The following is a 20,336-nucleotide window of genomic DNA, read 5'->3' as shown; positions in this document are numbered from 1 at the left end:
ATCAGGACGGCGGTCTGCACGGTCATGTGCAGCGAGCCGGTGATCCGGGCGCCGGCCAGCGGCTGCTGCTCGGCGTACTCGCGGCGGATCGCCATCAGGCCGGGCATCTCGTGCTCGGCGAGCTGGATCTCCTTGCGGCCGAAGGGGGCCAGGGACAGGTCGGCGACCTTGAAATCGGAAAAGGGGGAAGGCATCCGGCACTCCTGGGGATCGGGTCGGTCGAACGTCGGGGCGGGGGGCACGCGGTGTTCGCGCGGCGGTCAGGGGGCCACCGTTCACCTCGCGTTGAAGTACGTGGCCTCGGGATGGTGGACGACGAGGGCGTCGGTGGACTGTTCGGGATGCAGCTGGAACTCCTCGGAGAGGACGACGCCGATCCGCTCGGGACGGAGCAGTCCGGTGATCTTGGCGCGGTCCTCGAGGTCGGGGCAGGCGCCGTAGCCGAGGGAGAAGCGGGCGCCGCGGTACTTGAGGGCGAACATGTCCCGGAGGTCGTCGGGGTCCTCGTCGCCGAAGCCGAGTTCGCGGCGCACCCGGGCGTGCCAGAACTCGGTCAGGGCCTCGGTCAACTGGACGGACAGGCCGTGCAGTTCGAGGTAGTCACGGTAGGAGCCGGCCTCGAAGAGCTCGCCCGCGGCCCGGGAGACCCGGTTGCCCATGGTGACGATCTGCAGGCCGATCACGTCCTGTTCGCCGGACTCCTCCGGGCGGAAGAAGTCGGCCAGGCACAGCCGCCGGCCGCGGCGCTGGCGGGGGAAGGTGAAGCGGGTGCGTTCGGCGCCGTCCTCGTCGCGGAGGATCAGCTCGTCGCCCTTGGAGTTGACCGGGTAGTAGCCGTAGACGACGGCCGGCTCCAGCCAGCCGGAGGTCTGCAGCCGGTCCAGCCACATCCGCAGCCGCGGCCGGCCTTCGGTCTCGACGAGTTCCTCGTAGGAGGGGCCGGTCCCGGCGCGCGGGGCCCTCAGCCCCCACTGGCCCTTGAACAGGGCGTCCTCGTCCAGCCATGCGGCGTAGTCGGCGAACGGGACGCCCTTGACGATCCGGTCGCCCCAGAACGGTGGTACGGGTATCGGGTTGTCCACCGCCACGTCGGAGCGGACGGGTCCGCGGCCGGGCTCCTCCTGCCGGGTGACCTCGGCGCGTGGGTGGCGCCGCTGCCGCAGCTCGGGCAGGGCCGCGCCCGGGACGCCGCGCTTGACGGCGACGAGCGCGTCCATCAGGCGCAGGCCCTCGAAGGCGTCGCGGGCGTAGCGGACCTCGCCGTCGTAGATCTCGTGCAGGTCCTGCTCGACGTACGCGCGGGTGAGGGCGGCCCCGCCGAGGATGACCGGGAAGCGGGTGGCGAGCCCGCGCCGGTTCAGCTCCTCCAGGTTCTCCTTCATGATCACCGTGGACTTCACCAGCAGGCCGGACATGCCGATCACGTCCGCGGCGTGCTCCTCGGCGGCGTCCAGAATGGCGGAAACCGATTGTTTGATGCCGATGTTGACGACGTCGTAGCCGTTGTTGGACAGGATGATGTCGACGAGGTTCTTGCCGATGTCGTGGACGTCGCCCTTGACGGTGGCCAGCACGATCGTGCCCTTGCCCGCCTCGTTCCCGCCGTCGGCCGCCTTCTCCATGTACGGCTCCAGGTAGGCGACCGCGGCCTTCATCACCTCGGCGGACTGGAGCACGAACGGCAGCTGCATCTGGCCGGAGCCGAACAGCTCGCCGACGGTCTTCATCCCGGACAGCAGCGTGTCGTTGACGATCTCCAGCGCCGGGCGCCCGGCCAGCGCCGCGTCGAGGTCGGCCTCCAGGCCGCCGCGCTCCCCGTCGACGATGCGCCGTTCGAGGCGTTCACCGAGCGGCAGTGCCTCCAGCTCCTCGGCCCTGGACGCGGCGCCGGCGGACGCGGAGACGCCCTCGAACAGCTCGAGGAGTCGCTGCAGCGGGTCGTACCCCTCCCTGCGGCGGTCGTGGACCAGGTCGAGCGCGGCCTCGCGCTGGTCCTCGGGGATGCGCGCCATGGGGAGGATCTTGGAGGCGTGCACGATCGCCGAGTCCAGGCCGGCCCGCACGCACTCGTGCAGGAAGACCGAGTTCACGACCTGCCGGGCCGCCGGGTTCAGACCGAAGGAGATGTTGGACAGGCCGAGGGTGGTCTGCACCTCGGGGTGACGGCGCTTGAGTTCGCGGATGGCCTCGATGGTCTCGATGCCGTCGCGGCGGGACTCCTCCTGTCCGGTGGCCAGGGTGAAGGTCAGGCAGTCCACCAGGATCGACGACTCCTCGATGCCGTACTCGGTGGTGAGCTGCGCGATGAGCCGCTCGGCGATCTCCGTCTTCTTCTGCGCGGTGCGGGCCTGCCCCTCCTCGTCGATCGTGAGCGCGATGAGGCCGGCGCCGTGTCCGCGGGCGAGTGCGGCGATGCGCCCGAACCGGGTGTCCGGGCCGTCGCCGTCCTCGTAGTTCACCGAGTTCAGCACGGCCCGGCCGCCCAGCACCTCGAGTCCGGCGCGCAGCACGTCGGGTTCGGTCGAGTCAAGCACGACCGGCAGCGTGGACGCGGTGGCCAGCCGCCCGGCGATCTCCCGCATGTCCGCCACGCCGTCGCGGCCGACGTAGTCCACGCAGAGGTCGAGCAGGTGCGAGCCGTCCCGGATCTGCTCCCGGGCGATCTCCACGCATCCCTGCCAGTCCTCGGCCAGCATGGCCTCGCGGAACTTCTTCGACCCGTTGGCGTTCGTCCGCTCGCCGATCGCCAGGTACGAGGTGTCCTGGCGGAACGGCACCGGCTGGTAGAGCGAGGAGGCGGCCGGCTCGGGGCGCGGCCGGCGCGGGGTGACGGCGCGCCCCCGCACGCGCTCGACGACGGCGCGCAGGTGCTCGGGCGTGGTGCCGCAGCAGCCGCCGACGAGCGAGATGCCGTACTCCCCGGTGAACGCGGCGTGGGCGTCGGCGAGTTCGACGGGGCCGAGGGGATAGTGGGCGCCGTCCTTGCCGAGCACGGGCAGGCCCGCGTTCGGCATGCACGACAGGCCGACCCGGGCGTGCCGGGACAGGTGGCGCAGGTGCTCGCTCATCTCGGCGGGACCGGTGGCGCAGTTGAGGCCGATCATGTCGATGCCGAGCGGCTCAAGGGCGGTGAGCGCCGCGCCGATCTCCGAGCCGAGCAGCATGGTGCCGGTGGTCTCCACGGTCACCTGCGCGAAGACCGGCAGGTCGAGCCCGGCCTCGGCGAGGGCGCGCTTGCAGCCGAGCACCGCGGCCTTGGTCTGGAGCAGGTCCTGGCTGGTCTCCACGAGCAGCGCGTCGGCGCCGCCGGCGATCAGGCCGGCCGCGTTGCGCTGGTAGCCGTCCCGCAGGGTCGCGTACGGAGCGTGGCCGAGGGTCGGCAGCTTGGTGCCCGGCCCGATGGAGCCGAGCACCCAGCGGACCCGGCCGTCCTGGTGGGCGTCGGCGGCCTCGCGGGCCACGCGGGCGCCGGCCGCGGACAGCTCGAAGATCCGGTCGGCGCTGTCGTACTCGCCGAGCGCCGCGTGGTTGGCGCCGAAGGTGTTGGTCTCCACGCAGTCGACGCCGGCCGCGAAGTACGCCTCGTGCACGGCGCGGACGAGGTCGGGCCGGGTGACGTTGAGGATCTCGTTGCAGCCCTCCAGCTGCTGGAAGTCGTCCGGCGTCGGGTTGGCGGCCTGGAGCATGGTGCCCATCGCGCCGTCGGCGACGACGACCCGGGTGGCCAGGGCCTCACGCAGCGCGTCGGCGCGCTGCGCCTGGGTGAGGGGGCTCATGGCGCACCCACCGGGCTGTCGGTGGCGATCGAACCGGTGACGGCGATGTGCACGGCGGTGCCTCCTTGGGGCAACGGCAACGGCAACGGCTACGGCGACATGGCGGGAGGTCAGGCCAGCGCGAGGGCGCGGAGCTTGTCCGCCCGGTCGGTGCGCTCCCAGGTGAACTCGGGCAGTTCCCGGCCGAAGTGGCCGTAGGCGGAGGTGCGGGCGTAGATGGGGCGGAGCAGGTCGAGGTCGCGGATGATCGCGGCGGGGCGCAGGTCGAAGACCTGGCCGACGGCCTCCTGGATCCTCGGTACGGGGACGGTCTCGGTGCCGAAGGTCTCCACGAACAGGCCGACCGGCTCCGCCTTGCCGATCGCGTACGCGACCTGCACCTCGGCCCGGCGGGCGAGCCCGGCGGCGACGATGTTCTTCGCGACCCAGCGCATCGCGTACGCCGCCGAGCGGTCGACCTTGGAGGGGTCCTTGCCGGAGAAGGCGCCGCCGCCGTGCCGGGAATAGCCCCCGTAGGTGTCCACGATGATCTTGCGGCCGGTCAGGCCGGCGTCGCCCATCGGGCCGCCGATCTCGAACCGGCCGGTGGGGTTGACGAGCAGGCGGTAGCCGGTGGTGTCGATGCCGGCGTCGGCCAGGACGGGTTCGACGACGAACGTGCGGATGTCGGGGGCGAGCAGCGCGTCGAGGTCGATGTGGGCGGCGTGCTGGGTGGAGACGACGACCGTGTCGAGACGGACCGGGCGGTCGCCGTCGTACTCGATGGTGACCTGCGTCTTTCCGTCGGGCCGCAGGTAGGGCATGGTGCCGTCCTTGCGGACCTGGGTGAGGCGCTGGGCGAGCCGGTGCGCCAGTGAGATGGGCAGCGGCATCAGTTCGGGGGTGTCGTCGCAGGCGTAGCCGAACATCAGGCCCTGGTCGCCGGCGCCCTGCCGGTCGAGTTCGTCCTGGAGGCCCTCGACACGGTGCTCATGGGCCTGGTCGACGCCCTGGGCGATGTCGGGCGACTGGGCGTCGATCGAGACGGAGACGCCGCAGGAGGCGCCGTCGAACCCCTTGGTCGAGGCGTCGTAGCCGATGTCGAGGACGGCCGCGCGGACCAGGCCGGGGATGTCGGCCCAGGCCGTGGTGGTGACCTCGCCGGCGAGATGGACCTGGCCGGTGGTGATCAGGGTCTCGACCGCCACGCGGGACCCGGGGTCCTGCGCGAGCAGGGCGTCCAGGACGGTGTCGCTGATCCGGTCCGCGATCTTGTCGGGGTGACCTTCGGTCACGGACTCCGAGGTGAAGAGACGACGGGACACGATTCCTCCGGGAGCTCGCGGGGCCGTGGACTGCTGGGTCCGCACAGGGTGGGCGGGAACTCTTCAAGCGGGCTCGAGTTCCGCTCGACGCGGCGGCGGAGCGGGCGCCTCCAGCCAGACCTGAGCGGGACGGCGCATGCTGCCCCGGTTCCGTACGCGGTGTCCCCGCGGCGGCTTCGACGCGACGAGAGAGGTGTCCATGGCGGTGACGACGAGCCGATCACCCATCCGGGTCCTGGTCATCGGCGGCGGTATCGGTGGTCTCTGCGTGGCCCAGGGGCTGCGGCGGGCCGGTGTCGACGTCCAGGTGTACGAGCGTGACGAGTCGGCCGACGGGCGCAGACAGGGCTACCGGCTCCGGATCAGCCCCGAGGGCGAGGCGGCCCTCAGGGCCTGTCTGCCGCCGCGGCTGACCGAACTGCTGGCGGCGACGGCGAACGCCCGCGACGACAGCGGACTGGCGGCCTACGACGAGCATCTGGAGCCGCAGTGGGCGCCGGCCTTCGAGGACCCGCGGGCCGGCCGGGACGACAAGATCGATGCCGTGGACCGGGTGACGCTGCGGCGGATCCTGCTCGCCGGTCTCGACGAGGTCGTCCACTTCGGGAAGAACTTCGAGCGCCTTGAGCGGACGCCCGACGGGCGGGTGACCGCGCATTTCGCGGACGGCAGCGAGGCCGTCGGTGACGTGCTGGTCGCGGCGGACGGCACCAACTCGCGGGTCCGTGCCCAGCTCCGGCCCTGGGACGTGCCCCAGGACCTGGGCGTCCGGACGATCTTCTCCCGGATTCCGCGGCGGGAGGCCATCGAGGCAGGGCTGCCGGAGGCCCTGCGGGACCGCTTCAGCTATGTGATCGGCACCGACGGCCACCACCTGGGCCTGATGCCGATGCTGTTCCGAGAGTCCCCGTCGCGGGCGGCCGCCCGGCTGTGGCCGGGCGCCGGGCTCCAGGACAGCGACGACTACTACATGTCGGTGTTCAACGTGCACCTGGCGGACCTCGGCCTCACCGACGAGGCGTTCTTCGCGATGAGCGGCGAGGAGCTGTGCGCGCTGGTGGTGGAGCGGACCCGGGCATGGCACCCGGACCTGCGGGAGATCTTCCGGTTCGCCGATCCCGCGACGTCGTTCGCGGTGGCGCTGCGGGCCACCCGGCCCGTGGAGGCCTGGGACACCTGCCCGGTCGTGCCCCTCGGTGACGCGGTGCACGCGATGCCGCCGTCGGGGGGCGTGGGGGCGAACACCGCCGCGCGGGACGCGGCGGCGCTCAGCGGACTGCTGGCCGCGGTGGACCGCGGGGAGCGGGAACTGGCGGAGGCCGTCGGCGACTACCAGAAGGCGATGGTCGAGTACGCGACCGAGGGGGTGGAGATGTCCCTGCGGATCGCGGAGTGGTCGATCAAGCGCGCGCGGAGCTGACGACGGCAGGGCATCGCCCGCGTACGGGAGGTACGCGGGCGATGCGACGCGGTATCAGTGCTTGTACACCGGGCCGGTGTCGCCGGCCGGGACCTGGGTGATGTTGTAGTAGACGTTGCCTTTGAAGGTGCTGACGGAGTCGTTGATCGTCGAACCGCCCGGCGCGCCCACGAAGACGTTGTCGTGGTAGTTGACCACGCTCTGCCCGTAGTTGCCGATCAGCGCCTTGGCGACCGACGTGTGGACCGTGTTGCCGTAGAAGGCGAGGTTGGTCATGGTGACGCCGCAGCCGTTGAAGATCACCGGGAAGGTGAAGCCGTTGTAGCTGGCGTCGTGGTCGTTGACGCTGACGTTGTACCGGGCGACGACACCGTCGCTCAGCTGGCCGGGAGCGGTGCAGAAGGCCAGGAAGCCGCCGCCGTTGTCGTGGCTGTAGTTGTACTGGTAGGTGACGTCGGAGTTGGCGCCGTCGGCGTCGAAGGCCATCATCGGCGGCGCGGAGGCGCCGTGCGAGACCTCGTTGTACTCCATCACGGCCTTGTCGGAGTTCCAGACCCAGACGCCGGAGTGGTAGGCGGTGGCGCGCAGACCGAAGCCGTCGACGACGTTGCGGTCGATCCTGGGGGCGGCACCGTTCTGCACCACGATGCCGTCGCCGCCCTGGTTCGACAGCCGGTTCCCGGTGATGCGGACGTTGGTCATCGGCACGTAGCTGTTCTCGCCGGCCGGGAACAGGGCGCGCTTGGACCACTGGGACTCGGTGGCGATGCCGTAGCCGTCGGTGCCGGAGACGGTGCTGTTGGACACCGTGATGCCGTCGAAGGTGGTCGGCTTGGCCGAGCCGGCCGCCTTCAGGACGATGCCGCCGCTGTCCTCGTTGTCCGGCCCCGTGCTGTCGATGCCGGTGACGTCGTGCACGTTCACGTTGTCGATGACGTAGTGGCTGCCGGTGCCGTAGTCACTGAGCAGCACGTAGATGCCGGTGCGCGCGGTGGAGTCCCGGGTGGTGGTGTCCGAGACGTCGAGGTTGCGCAGCTCCCAGCCCTGCACGTTGTGCAGGTAGACCGTGGCGCGGGCGCCGCCGCCGGCGAGGAACGCGCGGGCGCTGCCGCCGTAGGTGCTGACCGTGATGGGCGCGGCGGCCGTGCCGGAACCCTGCGGCGCGAGGACGCCGTTGCAGGTGACGCCGCTGCGCAGGAGGACGGAGTCGCCCGGGCGGAAGGTGGTGCCGCTGACCTTGGCGAGACTGCGCCAGGCGGTCGCGGCGGACGTGCCGTCCGCGGAGTCGTCGCCGGCGGAGCAGTCGACGTAGTACTGCCGGCCGTCGGCGTAGGCCGGGGCGGCCGAGGCGAGCGGGGTGGCGCACAGGGCGAGGGCCATCGCCGCTCCCGCGGCCGCTGTTCTCGGTATTCGGGTGGATCGCATGCTTGGTGCTCCTTCTGCTGGCGTGACGCTGTCTCAGCGTGGCTGAGATGGTGTGGTCGCCCGGCCGAGAGCCGCTCGAGCGGGAGTCGAGCCGCCCTCGGACGCGGGGCGGATCACCGGCCGCCGGCGGGGTGGATGATCTGGCCGTTGACGTTCCCGTTCGCCGCCGAACCGAGGAAGACGATCAGCCGGGCCACGTCGTCGGCCGTGCTCAGACGGCCGCTGGGGGTGTCGGCGACCGCCTTCTCCAGCAGCGCGGGGTCGACCGCGTCGAGGCTCTCGGTGAGCGTGCCGCCGGGCGCGACCACGTTGGCGAGCACGCCGTCGCCCGTCCACATCAGGCCACGGACGAAGCCGTGCAGGGACGCCTTGGCGGCGCTGTAGATCTCCGAGCCGGGATTGCCGTGCGTCGCCGTCACCGAGGACAGCAGCACGATGCGGCCCCAGCCGCGTTCGCGCATGCCGCCGACGGCCTGACGCACCGTCCAGAGGTGGCCCTCGACGTTCTCCCGGTAGCGGCTCAGCCAGAAGTCCATCGGGAACTCGTGGTACGGCACCATCTCCTCGGGGTTCATCCACACCCACGTCTGGGCGTTGGCGACCACCACGTCGACGCCGCCCCACCGCTCCTCCACGGCGCTGACCGTCGCGGCGACCGACGCCGGGTCGGCCAGCTCGTAGTGGAGCGCGCAGGCGCGGTCGGCGCCGCCGAGCTCCTCGACCAGTTCCTTCGCGGCGCGCTCGGACCGGTTGTACGTGACCGCGACCCGCGCGCCCTCGGCGGCGAAGGCCTTCGCGGTGGCCCGGCCGATACCTCTCGTGGCGCCGGTGACCAGTACCCGTTTGTCCGCCAGTCCCAGATCCATGGCATGTCCCCTCGTACGTCGTGCGGCAGGGCCCCGTCGGCCGGGTCCCGGCCCCACCTTCGGAAACGGCGCTCGAGCGCGGCTTGACCGGTTGTGGAGCTGCCGGCCGCACCGTTCGCGCCAGATTCGCGTCATCGATTCCCGAAAGGCTCGGCCATGGACCCCACTCCCGCGGACAGACTGCGCTGGTACGCCCTGGCGGCGATCCTGACCACCCACTGCATGGACCTGCTCGACGGCATGATGGTGAACACGACCGCTCCGGCGATCCGCGAGGGACTGCACGGCAGCTACGCCGACCTGCAGTGGATGGGCGCCGGCTACGCCCTGGCGTTCGCCTCCCTCCTGATCACCGGCGGGCGGCTCGGGGACATCGCCGGCCGCAGGCGGATGCTGCTGATCGGCACGGCGGGGTTCACCTGCGCCTCGCTGCTCGCGGGTCTTGCGGTGAACCCGGGGATGATCATCGTCGCGCGGATCGCGCAGGGGGCCTGTGCCGCGGTGATGGTGCCCCAGGGACTCGGCGTCATGCGCGAGCTGTTCCCGCCGCGCGAGCTGCCCAAGGCGATCGGCCTGATGGGCCCGGTGGTGGGCGTCGCCGCGATCGTCGCGCCGGTCCTCGGCGGTGCGCTGACGACCGGGAACCTGTTCGGTCTCGGCTGGCGCGCGGTGTTCTTCGTCAATCTGCCGCTCGGTGTCCTGGCACTGTTCGGCGCCGTGCGGTACATACCCGACCAGCCGCCCGCCGACGGGGCGTCGGTACGCCGTCTGGACGGGATCGGCACCGCGCTGGCCGTCGGCGCGATGGTCCTGGTCGCCTACCCGCTGATGCAGGGGCGCACGGCCGGCTGGCCGGCGTGGTGCTTCGTCAGCATGGCCGCGGCGCTGCCGGTGCTGGTCCTGCTCGGCGTCCACCAGCGCCGGCGGGCGCGGGCCGGGCGGGTACCGCTGGTCGAGCCGCGCCTCGTCCGCGACGGCAGGTTCGTCGCCGCGCTGCTGCTCGGGGTGCTGTACTACACGGCGCTGAGCGGCATGATGTTCGCGCTCCTGGTCCAGCTGCAGACCGCGCACGGCTTCACCGCCCTGGGCGCCGGCCTGGCCATGGTGCCGTGGACGCTCGGCTCCGCCGTCGGATCGGCCGTCGCCGGGAACCTGCTGGTACGGCGCTTCGGCAGCCTGCGCACCCTGCTGGGCGGCCTCGCGCTGCTGGTGGCCGGGGCGGTCGGGGTGATCGCGGTGGTCTCGCTCGGCCACGCCGTCACCACGTGGCAGCTGCTGGTTCCGCTCTCGCTGCTCGGCCTCGGCATGGGCGGCGTGCTGACCCCGTACTACGACATCTCGCTCGGCCTGGTCGCCCTGCCGGAGACCGGCGCGGCCTCGGGCCTGCTCAACTCCTTCCAGCAGCTGGGCAACAGCATCGGCTACGCGCTGCTCGGCACGGTCTTCTTCAGCTGCCTGACGGACGCGCGGTACGGCGCGGACGGCGCCCTGCGGGTCACCTTCTGGCTCGCCGCCGGCCTGCTCGCGGCGGCCTTCGTGACGGCCTTCTGGATGCGCCCCCGCACCCACCGGGCCCAGCCCGGCCCGGCGAGCCGAACGGATCTGGTCCCGGAGGGCCAGGTGTGACTCCGGCTCCGGACCGGACCTGCGCGCCACCGCCCCCCGCCGGTGTTCCGGTGGGGGGCGGTGGCGCGTCGGGCGCCGCCGAAGGGTGTGACGCCGGTGCGAGCGGGTCCGGTCGGATCAGCGCGGGGCGGGTCCGGGTGGATCAGCGCAGGGCCGGGCGGGCCATTCCGGCGTCGATGGTGTAGTCCGAGCCGGTGACGCTCGGGACCTTTCCGGAGGCGAGGAGGACGACCAGGGTGGCGACCTCCTCGGGTTCGATGATGCGGCCGGTGGCCAGGCCGGTCATCTTCGGGACGGCCTCGATGAACTCCTCGGGGGTGAGTCCGGCGCTGCGCGCGGTCTGCGGGTTGGTCCACACCCGGGTGCGGACCGGGCCGGGCGAGATGGTGTTGACGCGGACGCCCTTGGGGGTGAACTCCGCGGCCAGCGACTTGCCGACGCTGGCGAGGGCGGCCTTGGCGGCCGAGTAGTGGCCGAGACGCGGGTCGGCGAGGGTGGCGTTGATCGAGCCGATGTTGATGACGGCGCCGCTGCGCTCGACCAGGCTGGGCAGTGCCTCGCGGGTGGTGCGGACCGCGGTGAGGACGTTCAGGCCGAACGCCTCGCGCCAGGTGTCGTCGTCGATGTCGAGGAAGCCCGCGGCCAGTTTCACGCCGCCGCCGACGTTGTTGACCAGGATGTCGATGCCGCCGAACTCGTCCAGCGCGTGTGTGATCAGGGTCCGTGCGCCGTCCTCGGTGGCCAGGTCGACGGTGCGGGTGTACGGGGTGGCGGCGCGCAGGTCGGGGCCGACGGTGCGGGAGCCGCCGAGCACTCGCGCGCCGGCCTCGGTGAGGGCGCGTACGCAGGCGAGACCGATCCCGCTGCCGGCTCCGGTGACCACGGCGGTTCTGCCGGTCAGGTCGAATCGCATGGCTACTCCTGTGACGTGGATGAGTGTGCGGCGAAGAAGCGTCCGGTGGGGCCGCCGTGCGGTTGCGTCGCGACGTCGGCGATGTACCGGGCGGCCTGCTCGGGGGGCTGGTGCGGGCCCGGCATCATGCGGGTGCGGACGCGGCCCGGGTTGACTGCGTTGACGCGGACGCCGGTGCCCTCGGTGGTCGCGGCGAGCATGGTGGTGAGGCCGTTGAGCGCGCTCTTGGACAGCGAGTAGCCGGGGGTGCCGGGGAACAGCCGGCCGCCGAACTCCGCGGTGGTCCCGCTGGAGACGACCAGGGCGTGGCCGCTGCCGCGCCGGACCATGGCCGGCACGAACTCCTGGAGCACCCGCCAGGTGCCCAGCAGGTTCACCCGCAGTGTCCGTTCGACCAGCTCCAGCGGTACGGAGAGGGGCTCGGTGCCCGCGTCGAGCAGGACGCCGGCGTTGCACAGCAGGATGTCCGGCGCGCCGACGGTCTTCGCGGCGCGCGCGACGCTGTCCGGGTCGGTGGTGTCGAGGTCCGTCCAGCGGGTGCCGAGCTCCTCCGCGGCGGCGCGGGCCTGCTCGGGGTCGCGGGCGGTGAGCACGACGTCCAGGCCCCGGCGGTGCAGTTCGGCGGCGACGGCGCGGCCGATACCGCGGTTGGCGCCGGTGATCAGGGCGGTGCCGGTGGTCATCGGGTCTCCTGGGGTCCGGCGCCGGTCAGTGCAGGCGCACGTGCAGGTGTTTGACGCTGTTCATGAAGTTGGTCTCCGGGCGGGCCGGGGCCTCGACGAGTTCCAGCCGGGGCAGCAGGTCGGCGACGCCGTCCAGGAACTCGCGCAGCTCCATGGCCGCCAGGCCGTTGCCGATGCACACGTGCGGTCCGCCGCCGCCGAAGCTGAGCTGGGGGTTGGGCGTGCGGCCGAGGTCGAACCGGTCGGGGTCGGTGAACACCCGCTCGTCGCGGTTGGCGGAGCTGTACCAGACGACGACCTTCTCGCCCGCCGCCACCGGCTGCCCGGCGATCTCGGTGTCGGTGACGGCGCGCCGGGCGAAGTGGGTGACCGGGGTGACCCAGCGCAGTACCTCGGCGGCGGCGCTGGGCAGCAGGCCGCGGTCCTCGCGCAGCCGGGCGAGCTGGTCGGGGTGGTCGAGCAGGGCGAGGACGCCGCCGGTGACGGAGCAGTAGGTGGTCTCGATGCCCGCGGTGACGAGCGTGGAGGCGAACAGGCCGACCTCGTCCGGGGTGAGCCGGTCGGGCAGGCCGAGCCGTTCTGCGCCGTCCAGGCGGGCGTCGAGGAGCAGCGAGAAGCAGTCGTCGGCGGGGTGGGCGGCCCGGTGGTGGGCGAAGTCGTTCAGGTAGGCGTGGATCTGCTGGAAGGGGTTGGGGCCGGCGTCGTCGCCGTACTCCTGGTCGCCGAGGTTCACCGTCCGGCGGGCCCAGCCGAGCATGGTGGCGCGGTCCTGCCGCGGGATGTCGAGCAGTTCGAGCAGCACCTCGAAGGGCAGGCGCAGCGCGATGTCCTCGGCGAGGTCGAACTCGCCCTTCTCCCGGGCCTCCGCGAGGAGCGCGTCGACGATGCCGCGGATCGGGGCGCGCAGGGCGGCCAGCCGGGCGGGGGCGAAGACCTTGAAGGTCAGCTTGCGCACCCGGGTGTGCTTCGCGCCGTCCAGGAACGTGATGATCGGCGGGCTCGGGTCGACCTTGCGGATCGAGGTCATGGTGGTCGGGCTTGAGGAGAAGGTCCGCGCGTCCCGGGAGACGGCGGACACGTCCCGGTGCCGCACGACGTGCCACAGCGGTTCGCCGTCCGTGTCGGTGCCGCGGCTGACCGGCGCGGAGTCGCGCAGGTGGCGGAAGTGCTCGTACGGGACTCCGTCGGCGAAGGACTTCGGGTCCATCAGGTCGAGGTTCAGGGCGGTCATTGCGCACCCCTTCCGGCCGGCCGCGCGGCAGGTGCGGCGCAGGCGTCGGCGAAGGCGAGTTCGTGGTGGATGCCGAGGGTGAAGTGTGTGGTGATCAGGCGGCGTTGCTCGGGCGTGGACCGTTCGCCGAGCCGGTCGGCCAGTTCGGAGAACGCCTCGACGGCGAAGCGGTACGACTCGCCGGGGTGGTAGGCGGTGATCCAGGGCAGGTAGCGGGTGCCCGGTACGGCGTGGTCGCGCAGGTGGTCGGAGACCTCGGCGTTGAACCAGACCATGGGCAGCAGCGCTCCGACGCCGGCGTGGTACGAGGAGGCCGCGGAGGAGGTGAAGAAGGCGGCGTGGGCCGCCACCGCCGGCGCGACGGGTTCCTCGGCGGCGGCCGGCCCGGGCATGCCGAGACCGGGGGCGAGGGCGGCGTGGGCCGCGCGCAGGCCGTCGCGGGCGTCCAGGGTGCCGACGACGGACTGCCCGAACAGCCGGGCACCGGCGTCGTCGGGGGCGTCGGCGGCACAGCGGGCCAGCGCGCGGGCGTAGGCGGGCAGCAGGTACGCGGTGTCCTGGTGGACGAACCGGGCCAGCGCCGCGGCGGGCAGTGTCCCGTCGCGCAGGCCGGTCCAGAACGGATGGTTCAGCACCTCGTGCAGCACCGGTGTGCAGATCTCGCGGAGTTCCTCCCGCATCGCTCTCCCTCTCGCCGCGTCGTCCGTCGGCTCGGGACGGTAGTGACGCGCGCTCGAAGGAGGCTGGTGCCGCTCTCGACCGGTCAGCCGGCTCCGGGTCCGGCGAGGCCGGTCAGTTCCTCCCACGACCAGCGCAGCCGTCCGGCGCGCAGGTCGTCGGTGACGGCGGTGAGCCAGCGCAGCTCCGCCGCGGCCATGGCCTGCTGGTACTCGGTCTCCAGCCAGATGACGCGGCCGAGGCCGCCGTCGGCCTCGCCGGCGAGCAGGGTGTCCAGGGCGTCCACGGTGCGGGCGAGGGCGGCGGCGCGGCCGTCCAGGACGGTCAGCGCCTCCTCGGGGGTGAGCATCAGCGCGAAGGAGAGCGCGACGGGGAACTGCGGGTACTCCGGCTTGGGCGTGCCGAGCATGTCGAGCAGCCACTCGCGGGCGACCCGGCGGCCCTCGTCGGTGATCCGGTAGACGGTGCGCTCGGCGTACTGCTCGTCGCGCTCCACCTCGTGCACCTCGACGAGACCGGCGGCGACGAGCCGCTCGACGGTCCGGTGGATGCTCGTGCGCTGGCCGACGTTGACGACCTGGTCCTTGCCCCACTCCTTGATCAGCCGCTGCATGCCGTACGGGTGCAGCGGCCGGTAGTGCAGCAGCGACAGGACGGTCAGGGCGAGCGGGGAACTGCGGGGCGCGGAGGCGGACATGGCAGGAGTCTAAGCCCCACCGTAACTAGTTGCACTGACACTAGTTGCTGTGCAACCATGAGGAGCCGGAGAAAGAGCCGGCAAGACGGCGGAACGGCACGGAGAAGACACGACGGGCCCAAGGAAAGGACCACCGACATGACCACCACCGAGCGCATCAACGCCCGTGGCACCGTGACCAAGCGGCTGGGCACATGGACGGCCACCGACGCCTTCGACGTCCGCGGCCAGGACGCGAGCATCGTGCTCGACCTGCGCGCCCCGGACGTCCCTCAGGACCTGCAGATCACCGTGGACCTGCGGCACAGCACGCTGAAGCTGCTGGTGGGCGACGGTGACGTCCTCGACGAGGGGGACGTCACCTGGCCCGCCAAGGGCCGGCTGAAGGACGCCCAGGGCCCCGACGGCAAGACGGGCCGCCGCATCCACCTGTACGGCACCGCCCTCGACAGCGAGATCCGGGTGCACCGCGGCGGCGTGGCCATCGTGTCCGCGATGCTCTCCCGGGAGTACCTGGACGACGCCCGGCGCGCGCTCAAGGAGCGCCGGCACACCACCGTCGACGACCCGTCGCGCGGCTAGCGATCCGTCCGGCGGAGCCGGGGCCGCTCCGGCCGTGATCCGCCGGACCGGCCCCGGCCGCCGCTACCAGGCGACCGGGAGCGAGTGCACCCCGTGGAACACCTTGTCCTCGCCGGCCGTCGGGACCCGCTCCGGCGGGACGGCGAGGCGCAGGTCCGGCAGCCGGCGCAGCAGCGCACGGAAGGCCAGCTTCATCTCGAACCGGGCCAGTTGGGCGCCCAGACACTGGTGCACACCGTGCCCGAAGGCCAGGTGGGGCGCTTCGTCGCGGGACAGGTCAAGACGGTCCGGAGCGGTGTAGACCGCCGAGTCACGGTTGGCGGAGGCGAGCGAGATGATCAGCGTCTCTCCCGCCCGCACCTTCTGCCCGGCCACCTCCAGGTCCTCGCGGGCCGTACGGGTCAGCCCGAACTGGACGATGGTCAGATAGCGCAGGAGTTCCTCGACCGCGGTGTCCCACAGGCTCTCGTCGGCCCGCAGCTCCGCCAGCCGGCCGGGATGCCGGAGCAGCGCGAACGCCCCGAGCCCGAGCATGTTCGCGGTCGTCTCCAGGCCGGCGATCAGCAGCAGCGCGCCGATCCCGACGACCTCCTCGTCCGTCAGCGAACCGGCCCCGTGGAGCAGGTCGCTGAGGATGTCGTCGCGGGGCCGGACCCTGCGGTCCCGGACCAGCTCGGCGAGTCCGCCGTACAGCCCGTCCCGGGCCTCGCGCAGCGGCTCCTCGGCGGTGTCCAGGGACAGCATCGCGAGGATCCAGCGCTGGTAGTCCGGCCGGTCCGCCTCGGAGATGCCGAGCATCTCGGTGATGACCCTGGTCGGGATCGGCTGCGCGAACCACTCGACCAGGTCGGCGGGCGAGCCGTGCTCGGTCATCGCGGTCAGCTGCTCGTCGATGATCTGCTCCAGCCGGGGCGTGATCTCACGGCAGCGTTTGCGGGTGAAGTAGCGGCTCACCTGCCGCCGGTAGCGGCTCTGTTCCGGCGGGTCCAGCGCCGAGAAGACCCCGGGCGGCACGTCCAGCTCCTCCTCGGGGAGCGGGAGTTCGGTCGCCGGCGTGACCTGGATCAGCGGCGGGCTGGTCCGCGGGTCCGCCAGCGCGGCCCGCACGTCCTCGTACCGGGTGACCAGCCAGCCGATCCGGCCGCCGGGCAGCCGCAGCCGGCTCATCGGCCGTTCGGCGCGCAGCCGCGCGTACTCCTCGGGCGGGTCGAACGGGCAACCGCGCCGGGCCGGCAGGGTCATCGGGTCGGGAAGCGGCTTCGACATGCCCGTCACACCGGCCGGTACTCGAGGAGCGCGACGTCGCCGGGCGCGGGATCGTTGGCCGGGGCGAATCCGGCGTCGGCGGCCAGCCGGTTCCACTCCGCGCGACCGCGCTCCCGGCCGCCGAGCACGGCGAGCGACTCGACGTCGATCAGCTTGCCGATGTCCCACTCGCCCGGGCCGCGCAGCAGGTTCTCCATGATCAGCAGCCGGGCGTCGGTGGTACCGATCGCCGCGCGGATGCTGCGCAGGATGAGCACGGCCTTGTCGTCGTCCCAGTTGTGCAGCGTGTTCTTGACGAAGTACGCGTCGCAGCCCGACGGCACCTCGGTGAAGAAGTCGATCGGGGCGACGGTGACGCGGTCCTCCACACCGGAGCCGTCGATGACCTCCTTGGCCTCGGCGACGGTGTGCGGCTGGTCGGCCAGCACTCCCGTGGTGCCGGGGTTGCGGCGCAGCAGCTCGACGAGGAAGTGGCCGCGGCCGCCGCCCACGTCGGCGATCCTGGCGAACCTGCCGAAGTCGAACCCGTCGAAGACGCGCTCCGTGCCGGGGTAGCGGTTCTGCAGCATCGCCCGGTCAAGCACCGCGGCCTTGTCCGGGTTGGCCTTCGTGTACGCGTAGAACGGCATCCCGAAGGCGTGCGTGAACGCCGATCCGCCGGTGCGCAGGGTGTGCGCCACGTTCTCGTAAGGACGCCAGAGCATGGGGTCGGAGGCGAACAGGAACATGTCGCGGATGCCGCCCTCGGCGTCCGAGACCAGGCCCTCGGCGACCGGCAGCAGCGCGAAGCGGCCGTCCTCGCCCTCGTGCAGCACCCCGGCGGCGGCGACGGCCCGCAGCACCCGGTAGAGGGCGTCGGGGTCGGTGCCGGTCGCGGCGCTGATCTCGGCGACCGTGCGCGGGCCGTCGGCCAGCGCGTCGGGCACCTTGACCTCCACGATCGCCCGTAGCGCGCCGATCGCCCACTTCGCGTAGACGAATCCGAGCACCTGCTGGCGCGGCGGCAGGCCGCGGTCGAACCATCCGTCCATGCCCGCGGGCTGCGGAGGGCCGTCCTGCGCGTTCATCCTTGTCCACCTCTCGTCGGGGGGCTCCGGCCGCCGCCAGCGTCCCGGCGCCGGCTCGAATCCGGGTGGAACGGTGCTCGGTCGCGGCGGCGGGTTCCACCGGCGGTCGAGGAGTACTCGAAGCGGCTGCCGGACGCTCGGGGCGGTCAAGCAATCGACGAAGGGGACGCCTATGTGCGGCATCACGGGCTGGGTGGACTTCGGACAGGACCTCTCACGGGAACGGCCGGTGCTGCAGGCGATGACCGACGCCCTGGCCGCCCGCGGCGTCGACGGCCAGGGGCTGTGGCTGAACGGCCACGCGGCGCTCGGGCACACCCGGACGGCCGTCATCGACGTGGCGGGCGGCGCGCAGCCGCTGGCGGTGGAGGAGGACGGCCGCACGGCGGCCGTGATCGTGCACAACGGCGAGATCTACAACTTCCAGCAGCTGCGCGGCGAACTCCAGGCCCGCGGGCGCCGGTTCCGCACCCGTACGGACACCGAGGTGGCGCTCCAGGCGTACCTGGAGTGGGGGCCGTCCTTCGCCTCGCGCCTCGAAGGCATCTTCGCGTTCGCCATCTGGGACGCGCGCCGCGAGGAACTGGTGCTGGTGCGCGACCGGCTGGGCGTGAAGCCGCTGTTCTACACCGCCCTGCCGCAGGGCGTGCTGTTCGGCTCCGAGCCCAAGGCGCTGCTCGCCCACCCCGCGGTCCGCCCGGTGGTGGACCTGGAGGGCCTGCGCGAGCTGTTCACGGTGGCCAAACAGCCGGGCCGGGCCGTCTTCCGGGACATGCGGGAGCTGCTGCCCGGCCATACGCTGACCATCGACCGCGACGGCGAGCGTCTGCACAGGTACTGGGAGTTGACGGCGCGCGAGCACACCGACGACCTGCGGAACACCGTGGGTACCGTGCGCGACCTGCTGGACGACATCGTGCGGCGCGAGCTGGTCGCCGACGTGCCGCTGTGCACCGCGCTCTCCGGCGGCCTGGACTCGAGCACGGTCACCGCGGTCGCCGCCGGCCTGCGGTGGAAGCAGGACGGCGAGCGGATCCGGACCTTCGTCACCACCTTCGACGGCTACGTGGAGAACTTCCGGAAGGACGACGTGCGGTTCTCGCCGGACGAGCCGTACGCGGCCGAGGTCGCGGCGCACGTCTCCTCCGACCACGTCAACATCAGGCTCGACCCGCACGCCCTGATGGACCCCGGCACCCGGCTGGACGTGGTGCTCGCGCAGGACGCCCCGTCCACGCTGGGCGACATGGACACCTCCAACTACCTGACCTCGCGCGAGATCAAGACCCACTCGACCGTGGCGCTGGTCGGCGAGGTCGCCGACGAGATCTTCGGCGGCTACAACTGGATGTTCAAGCCGGAGTGCGTGGGCGCCGACGTCTTCCCCTGGGTGGTCAACGAGGGTCTGCACCCGAGCAACCGGGGCGGCCAGGGGCGCGACCTGTTCGCCGTCGGCTTCCTGGAGAAGCTGGACATGGCGGGCCACTACGCCGACACCTACCGCGAGGCGGTCGCGCAGGTGCCGCACCAGACGGGCGAGAGCCCCGAGGAGGCCCGGATGCGCACCATCGGCCACCTCACCCTGACCCGGTGGCTGCCGATGCTGCTCGACCGCGGGGACCGGCTCTCCATGGCACACGGTCTGGAGCTGCGCGTGCCGTACGCCGACCACCGGCTGGTGGAGTACCTGTACAACACCCCGTGGAGCTTCAAGACCTTCGACGGTCAGGAGAAGTCCCTCCTGCGGGCCGTCGCCCGGGACCTGCTGCCGGCCTCCGTGCTCGAGCGCAAGAAGAGTCCGTGGCCGGTCACCCAGGACCCCGCGTACACCCGGATGCTCCACGCGGAGCTGGCCGCCCTCGCCGCCGACGACAGCGCGCCGATCCAGCCGTACCTGAACCACGAGGCGGTGCGGCGCACGCTGGACCACCCCGGCGACGCGCACGACTGGCCGAGCCGGATGCACCTGGAAATGGCCCTTCAGTTCAACACCTGGCTGCGCCACTACGGCATCGAACTGGCGATCTGAACGGAGACCCCCTATGGCCGACCTCGCGCCCGAACGGCTCGATCCCCGCATCGCACACGCCCAGGAGGTGTACTCGCGCGGGAAGCTCGCGATCTACGACAAGTGGGTCCTTGGACTGTTCTGCTCGGCGGTGTGGCGCTGCCCGGCGCACGTGATGCGCCGCCTCTACGACACCTCCGTCGGCCGGCGCCATCTGGACATCGGGCCCGGCACCGGCTACTTCGTCGACAAGTGCCGGTTCCCGGACCCCGATCCGGAGATCACACTGCTCGACCTCAACGAGCAGTGCCTGGAGATGTCGGCGGCGCGGATCGCCCGCTACCGGCCGCGGACCTGCCGGGCCAACCTGATGGAGCCGCTGCCGCTGCCGGCGCAGCACTTCGACTCGGCCGCCATGAACCTGGTGTTCCACACCATCCCCGGCGGCTGGGACGGCAAGGGCGTCATCCTCAAGCACGTCGCGCAGACGCTGCGCCCCGGCGGCGTGCTGTTCGGCACGACCGTGCTGGCCGAAGGCGTGCCGATGAACCGGCTGACGCACAAGCTGCTCCTCGAGCAGCACCGGCGCGGCAACTTCCAGAACCAGGGCGACGATCCGCAGGGTCTGGAGCGCCAGCTGGCCAAGTACTTCCCGGAGTACCGGGTGCGGATCCGCGGCGCGGTCGCGCTGTTCCGGGCGACGGCCGGCTGAGGCCGGCGGGGAATGCCGAGGGCGGGGGGGCCCGGGGGGGCCCGGGGCGGGCCGGCCGGGGGCCGGGGGGGGGTGGGGGCCC

The 20,336-nt window shown here is 72.3% G+C and carries 17 protein-coding genes; 5 read left to right on the top strand and 12 right to left on the bottom strand.

Annotation, left to right across the window (positions count from 1 at the left end):
* The 3 genes from ACWEV0_RS32370 to metK form a co-directional block, all read right to left on the bottom strand.
* Positions 1 to 194 (bottom strand): adenosylhomocysteinase (locus ACWEV0_RS32370; protein ID WP_453153290.1); only part of this gene is annotated, 194 nt, incomplete at its 3' end.
* Between the two features lie 81 nt (positions 195 to 275).
* On the bottom strand, positions 276 to 3,776 hold the full coding sequence (gene metH, locus ACWEV0_RS32365; RefSeq protein WP_453153288.1) for a methionine synthase: 3,501 nt from the start codon (positions 3,774 to 3,776) through the stop codon (positions 276 to 278).
* Positions 3,777 to 3,886: 110 nt separating this feature from the next.
* Positions 3,887 to 5,080 (bottom strand): methionine adenosyltransferase, encoded by a 1,194-nt coding sequence (gene metK, locus ACWEV0_RS32360; RefSeq protein ID WP_453153287.1) that lies wholly within the window; start codon positions 5,078 to 5,080, stop codon positions 3,887 to 3,889.
* 205 nt (positions 5,081 to 5,285) lie between these two features.
* Here metK and ACWEV0_RS32355 point away from each other — a divergent pair, with 205 nt between their 5' ends.
* Positions 5,286 to 6,500: an FAD-dependent oxidoreductase gene (locus tag ACWEV0_RS32355; protein ID WP_453153286.1), complete on the top strand. Its 1,215-nt coding sequence runs from the start codon at positions 5,286 to 5,288 to the stop codon at positions 6,498 to 6,500.
* A 54-nt stretch (positions 6,501 to 6,554) separates the two neighbouring features.
* On the opposite strand, the gene ACWEV0_RS32350 is transcribed toward ACWEV0_RS32355, so the two are convergent.
* Positions 6,555 to 7,925, bottom strand: a complete 1,371-nt coding sequence (locus ACWEV0_RS32350) for a right-handed parallel beta-helix repeat-containing protein (protein WP_453153284.1) — start codon at positions 7,923 to 7,925, stop codon at positions 6,555 to 6,557.
* Between the two features lie 113 nt (positions 7,926 to 8,038).
* Positions 8,039 to 8,791, bottom strand: coding sequence for an SDR family NAD(P)-dependent oxidoreductase (locus ACWEV0_RS32345; RefSeq protein ID WP_453153282.1), 753 nt, complete (start codon positions 8,789 to 8,791; stop codon positions 8,039 to 8,041).
* 156 nt (positions 8,792 to 8,947) lie between these two features.
* Here ACWEV0_RS32345 and ACWEV0_RS32340 point away from each other — a divergent pair, with 156 nt between their 5' ends.
* Positions 8,948 to 10,417 (top strand): MFS transporter, encoded by a 1,470-nt coding sequence (locus ACWEV0_RS32340; RefSeq protein ID WP_453153281.1) that lies wholly within the window; start codon positions 8,948 to 8,950, stop codon positions 10,415 to 10,417.
* 142 nt (positions 10,418 to 10,559) lie between these two features.
* Here the strand turns inward: ACWEV0_RS32340 and ACWEV0_RS32335 are convergent, their stop codons facing one another.
* The 5 genes from ACWEV0_RS32335 to ACWEV0_RS32315 all read right to left on the bottom strand — a co-directional run bounded on the left by ACWEV0_RS32335 (position 10,560) and on the right by ACWEV0_RS32315 (position 14,619).
* Positions 10,560 to 11,330: an SDR family NAD(P)-dependent oxidoreductase gene (locus ACWEV0_RS32335; protein WP_453153280.1), complete on the bottom strand. Its 771-nt coding sequence runs from the start codon at positions 11,328 to 11,330 to the stop codon at positions 10,560 to 10,562.
* A gap of 2 nt (positions 11,331 to 11,332) precedes the next feature.
* Complete coding sequence (locus ACWEV0_RS32330; RefSeq protein ID WP_453153278.1) at positions 11,333 to 12,013, bottom strand: SDR family NAD(P)-dependent oxidoreductase; 681 nt, start codon at positions 12,011 to 12,013, stop codon at positions 11,333 to 11,335.
* Between the two features lie 25 nt (positions 12,014 to 12,038).
* Positions 12,039 to 13,244 carry a cytochrome P450 gene (locus tag ACWEV0_RS32325; protein WP_453153277.1) on the bottom strand — a complete coding sequence of 402 codons (1,206 nt, stop codon included), beginning with the start codon at positions 13,242 to 13,244 and terminating at the stop codon, positions 12,039 to 12,041.
* Complete coding sequence (locus ACWEV0_RS32320; RefSeq protein WP_453153276.1) at positions 13,241 to 13,924, bottom strand: TenA family protein; 684 nt, start codon at positions 13,922 to 13,924, stop codon at positions 13,241 to 13,243. The genes ACWEV0_RS32325 and ACWEV0_RS32320 overlap by 4 nt, the downstream gene beginning before the upstream one ends.
* Positions 13,925 to 14,007: 83 nt before the next feature.
* Positions 14,008 to 14,619 (bottom strand): PadR family transcriptional regulator, encoded by a 612-nt coding sequence (locus tag ACWEV0_RS32315; protein WP_453153275.1) that lies wholly within the window; start codon positions 14,617 to 14,619, stop codon positions 14,008 to 14,010.
* Between the two features lie 138 nt (positions 14,620 to 14,757).
* Here ACWEV0_RS32315 and ACWEV0_RS32310 point away from each other — a divergent pair, with 138 nt between their 5' ends.
* Positions 14,758 to 15,201, top strand: a complete 444-nt coding sequence (locus ACWEV0_RS32310) for a hypothetical protein (RefSeq protein WP_453153274.1) — start codon at positions 14,758 to 14,760, stop codon at positions 15,199 to 15,201.
* Positions 15,202 to 15,264: 63 nt separating this feature from the next.
* Here the strand turns inward: ACWEV0_RS32310 and ACWEV0_RS32305 are convergent, their stop codons facing one another.
* Positions 15,265 to 16,467: a cytochrome P450 gene (locus tag ACWEV0_RS32305; protein ID WP_453153272.1), complete on the bottom strand. Its 1,203-nt coding sequence runs from the start codon at positions 16,465 to 16,467 to the stop codon at positions 15,265 to 15,267.
* Positions 16,468 to 16,472: 5 nt separating this feature from the next.
* On the bottom strand, positions 16,473 to 17,534 hold the full coding sequence (locus tag ACWEV0_RS32300; protein WP_453153271.1) for a methyltransferase: 1,062 nt from the start codon (positions 17,532 to 17,534) through the stop codon (positions 16,473 to 16,475).
* Between the two features lie 172 nt (positions 17,535 to 17,706).
* On the opposite strand from ACWEV0_RS32300, the gene asnB reads away from it, so the two are divergent.
* Both asnB and ACWEV0_RS32290 read left to right on the top strand, forming a co-directional pair.
* Positions 17,707 to 19,563: an asparagine synthase (glutamine-hydrolyzing) gene (gene asnB / locus ACWEV0_RS32295; RefSeq protein WP_453153270.1), complete on the top strand. Its 1,857-nt coding sequence runs from the start codon at positions 17,707 to 17,709 to the stop codon at positions 19,561 to 19,563.
* A 13-nt stretch (positions 19,564 to 19,576) separates the two neighbouring features.
* Positions 19,577 to 20,254: a class I SAM-dependent methyltransferase gene (locus ACWEV0_RS32290; protein ID WP_453153268.1), complete on the top strand. Its 678-nt coding sequence runs from the start codon at positions 19,577 to 19,579 to the stop codon at positions 20,252 to 20,254.
* Positions 20,255 to 20,336: the final 82 nt, after the last annotated feature.

The organism is Streptomyces sp. NPDC003943 (assembly GCF_053605265.1).
This window is presented reverse-complemented; position numbering and strand designations above follow the sequence as displayed.

What these genes read in the sequence shown, in the direction of transcription:
- metH (WP_453153288.1), bottom strand. Translation starts at nt 3,776, where the DNA reads ATGAGCCCCCTCACCCAGGCGCAGCGCGCCGACGCGCTGCGTGAGGCC.
- ACWEV0_RS32350 (WP_453153284.1), bottom strand. Translation starts at nt 7,925, where the DNA reads ATGCGATCCACCCGAATACCGAGAACAGCGGCCGCGGGAGCGGCGATG.
- ACWEV0_RS32345 (WP_453153282.1), bottom strand. Translation starts at nt 8,791, where the DNA reads ATGGATCTGGGACTGGCGGACAAACGGGTACTGGTCACCGGCGCCACG.
- ACWEV0_RS32340 (WP_453153281.1), top strand. Translation starts at nt 8,948, where the DNA reads ATGGACCCCACTCCCGCGGACAGACTGCGCTGGTACGCCCTGGCGGCG.
- ACWEV0_RS32335 (WP_453153280.1), bottom strand. Translation starts at nt 11,330, where the DNA reads ATGCGATTCGACCTGACCGGCAGAACCGCCGTGGTCACCGGAGCCGGC.
- ACWEV0_RS32330 (WP_453153278.1), bottom strand. Translation starts at nt 12,013, where the DNA reads ATGACCACCGGCACCGCCCTGATCACCGGCGCCAACCGCGGTATCGGC.
- ACWEV0_RS32325 (WP_453153277.1), bottom strand. Translation starts at nt 13,244, where the DNA reads ATGACCGCCCTGAACCTCGACCTGATGGACCCGAAGTCCTTCGCCGAC.
- ACWEV0_RS32320 (WP_453153276.1), bottom strand. Translation starts at nt 13,924, where the DNA reads ATGCGGGAGGAACTCCGCGAGATCTGCACACCGGTGCTGCACGAGGTG.
- ACWEV0_RS32315 (WP_453153275.1), bottom strand. Translation starts at nt 14,619, where the DNA reads ATGTCCGCCTCCGCGCCCCGCAGTTCCCCGCTCGCCCTGACCGTCCTG.
- ACWEV0_RS32310 (WP_453153274.1), top strand. Translation starts at nt 14,758, where the DNA reads ATGACCACCACCGAGCGCATCAACGCCCGTGGCACCGTGACCAAGCGG.
- ACWEV0_RS32305 (WP_453153272.1), bottom strand. Translation starts at nt 16,467, where the DNA reads ATGTCGAAGCCGCTTCCCGACCCGATGACCCTGCCGGCCCGGCGCGGT.
- ACWEV0_RS32300 (WP_453153271.1), bottom strand. Translation starts at nt 17,534, where the DNA reads ATGAACGCGCAGGACGGCCCTCCGCAGCCCGCGGGCATGGACGGATGG.
- asnB (WP_453153270.1), top strand. Translation starts at nt 17,707, where the DNA reads ATGTGCGGCATCACGGGCTGGGTGGACTTCGGACAGGACCTCTCACGG.
- ACWEV0_RS32290 (WP_453153268.1), top strand. Translation starts at nt 19,577, where the DNA reads ATGGCCGACCTCGCGCCCGAACGGCTCGATCCCCGCATCGCACACGCC.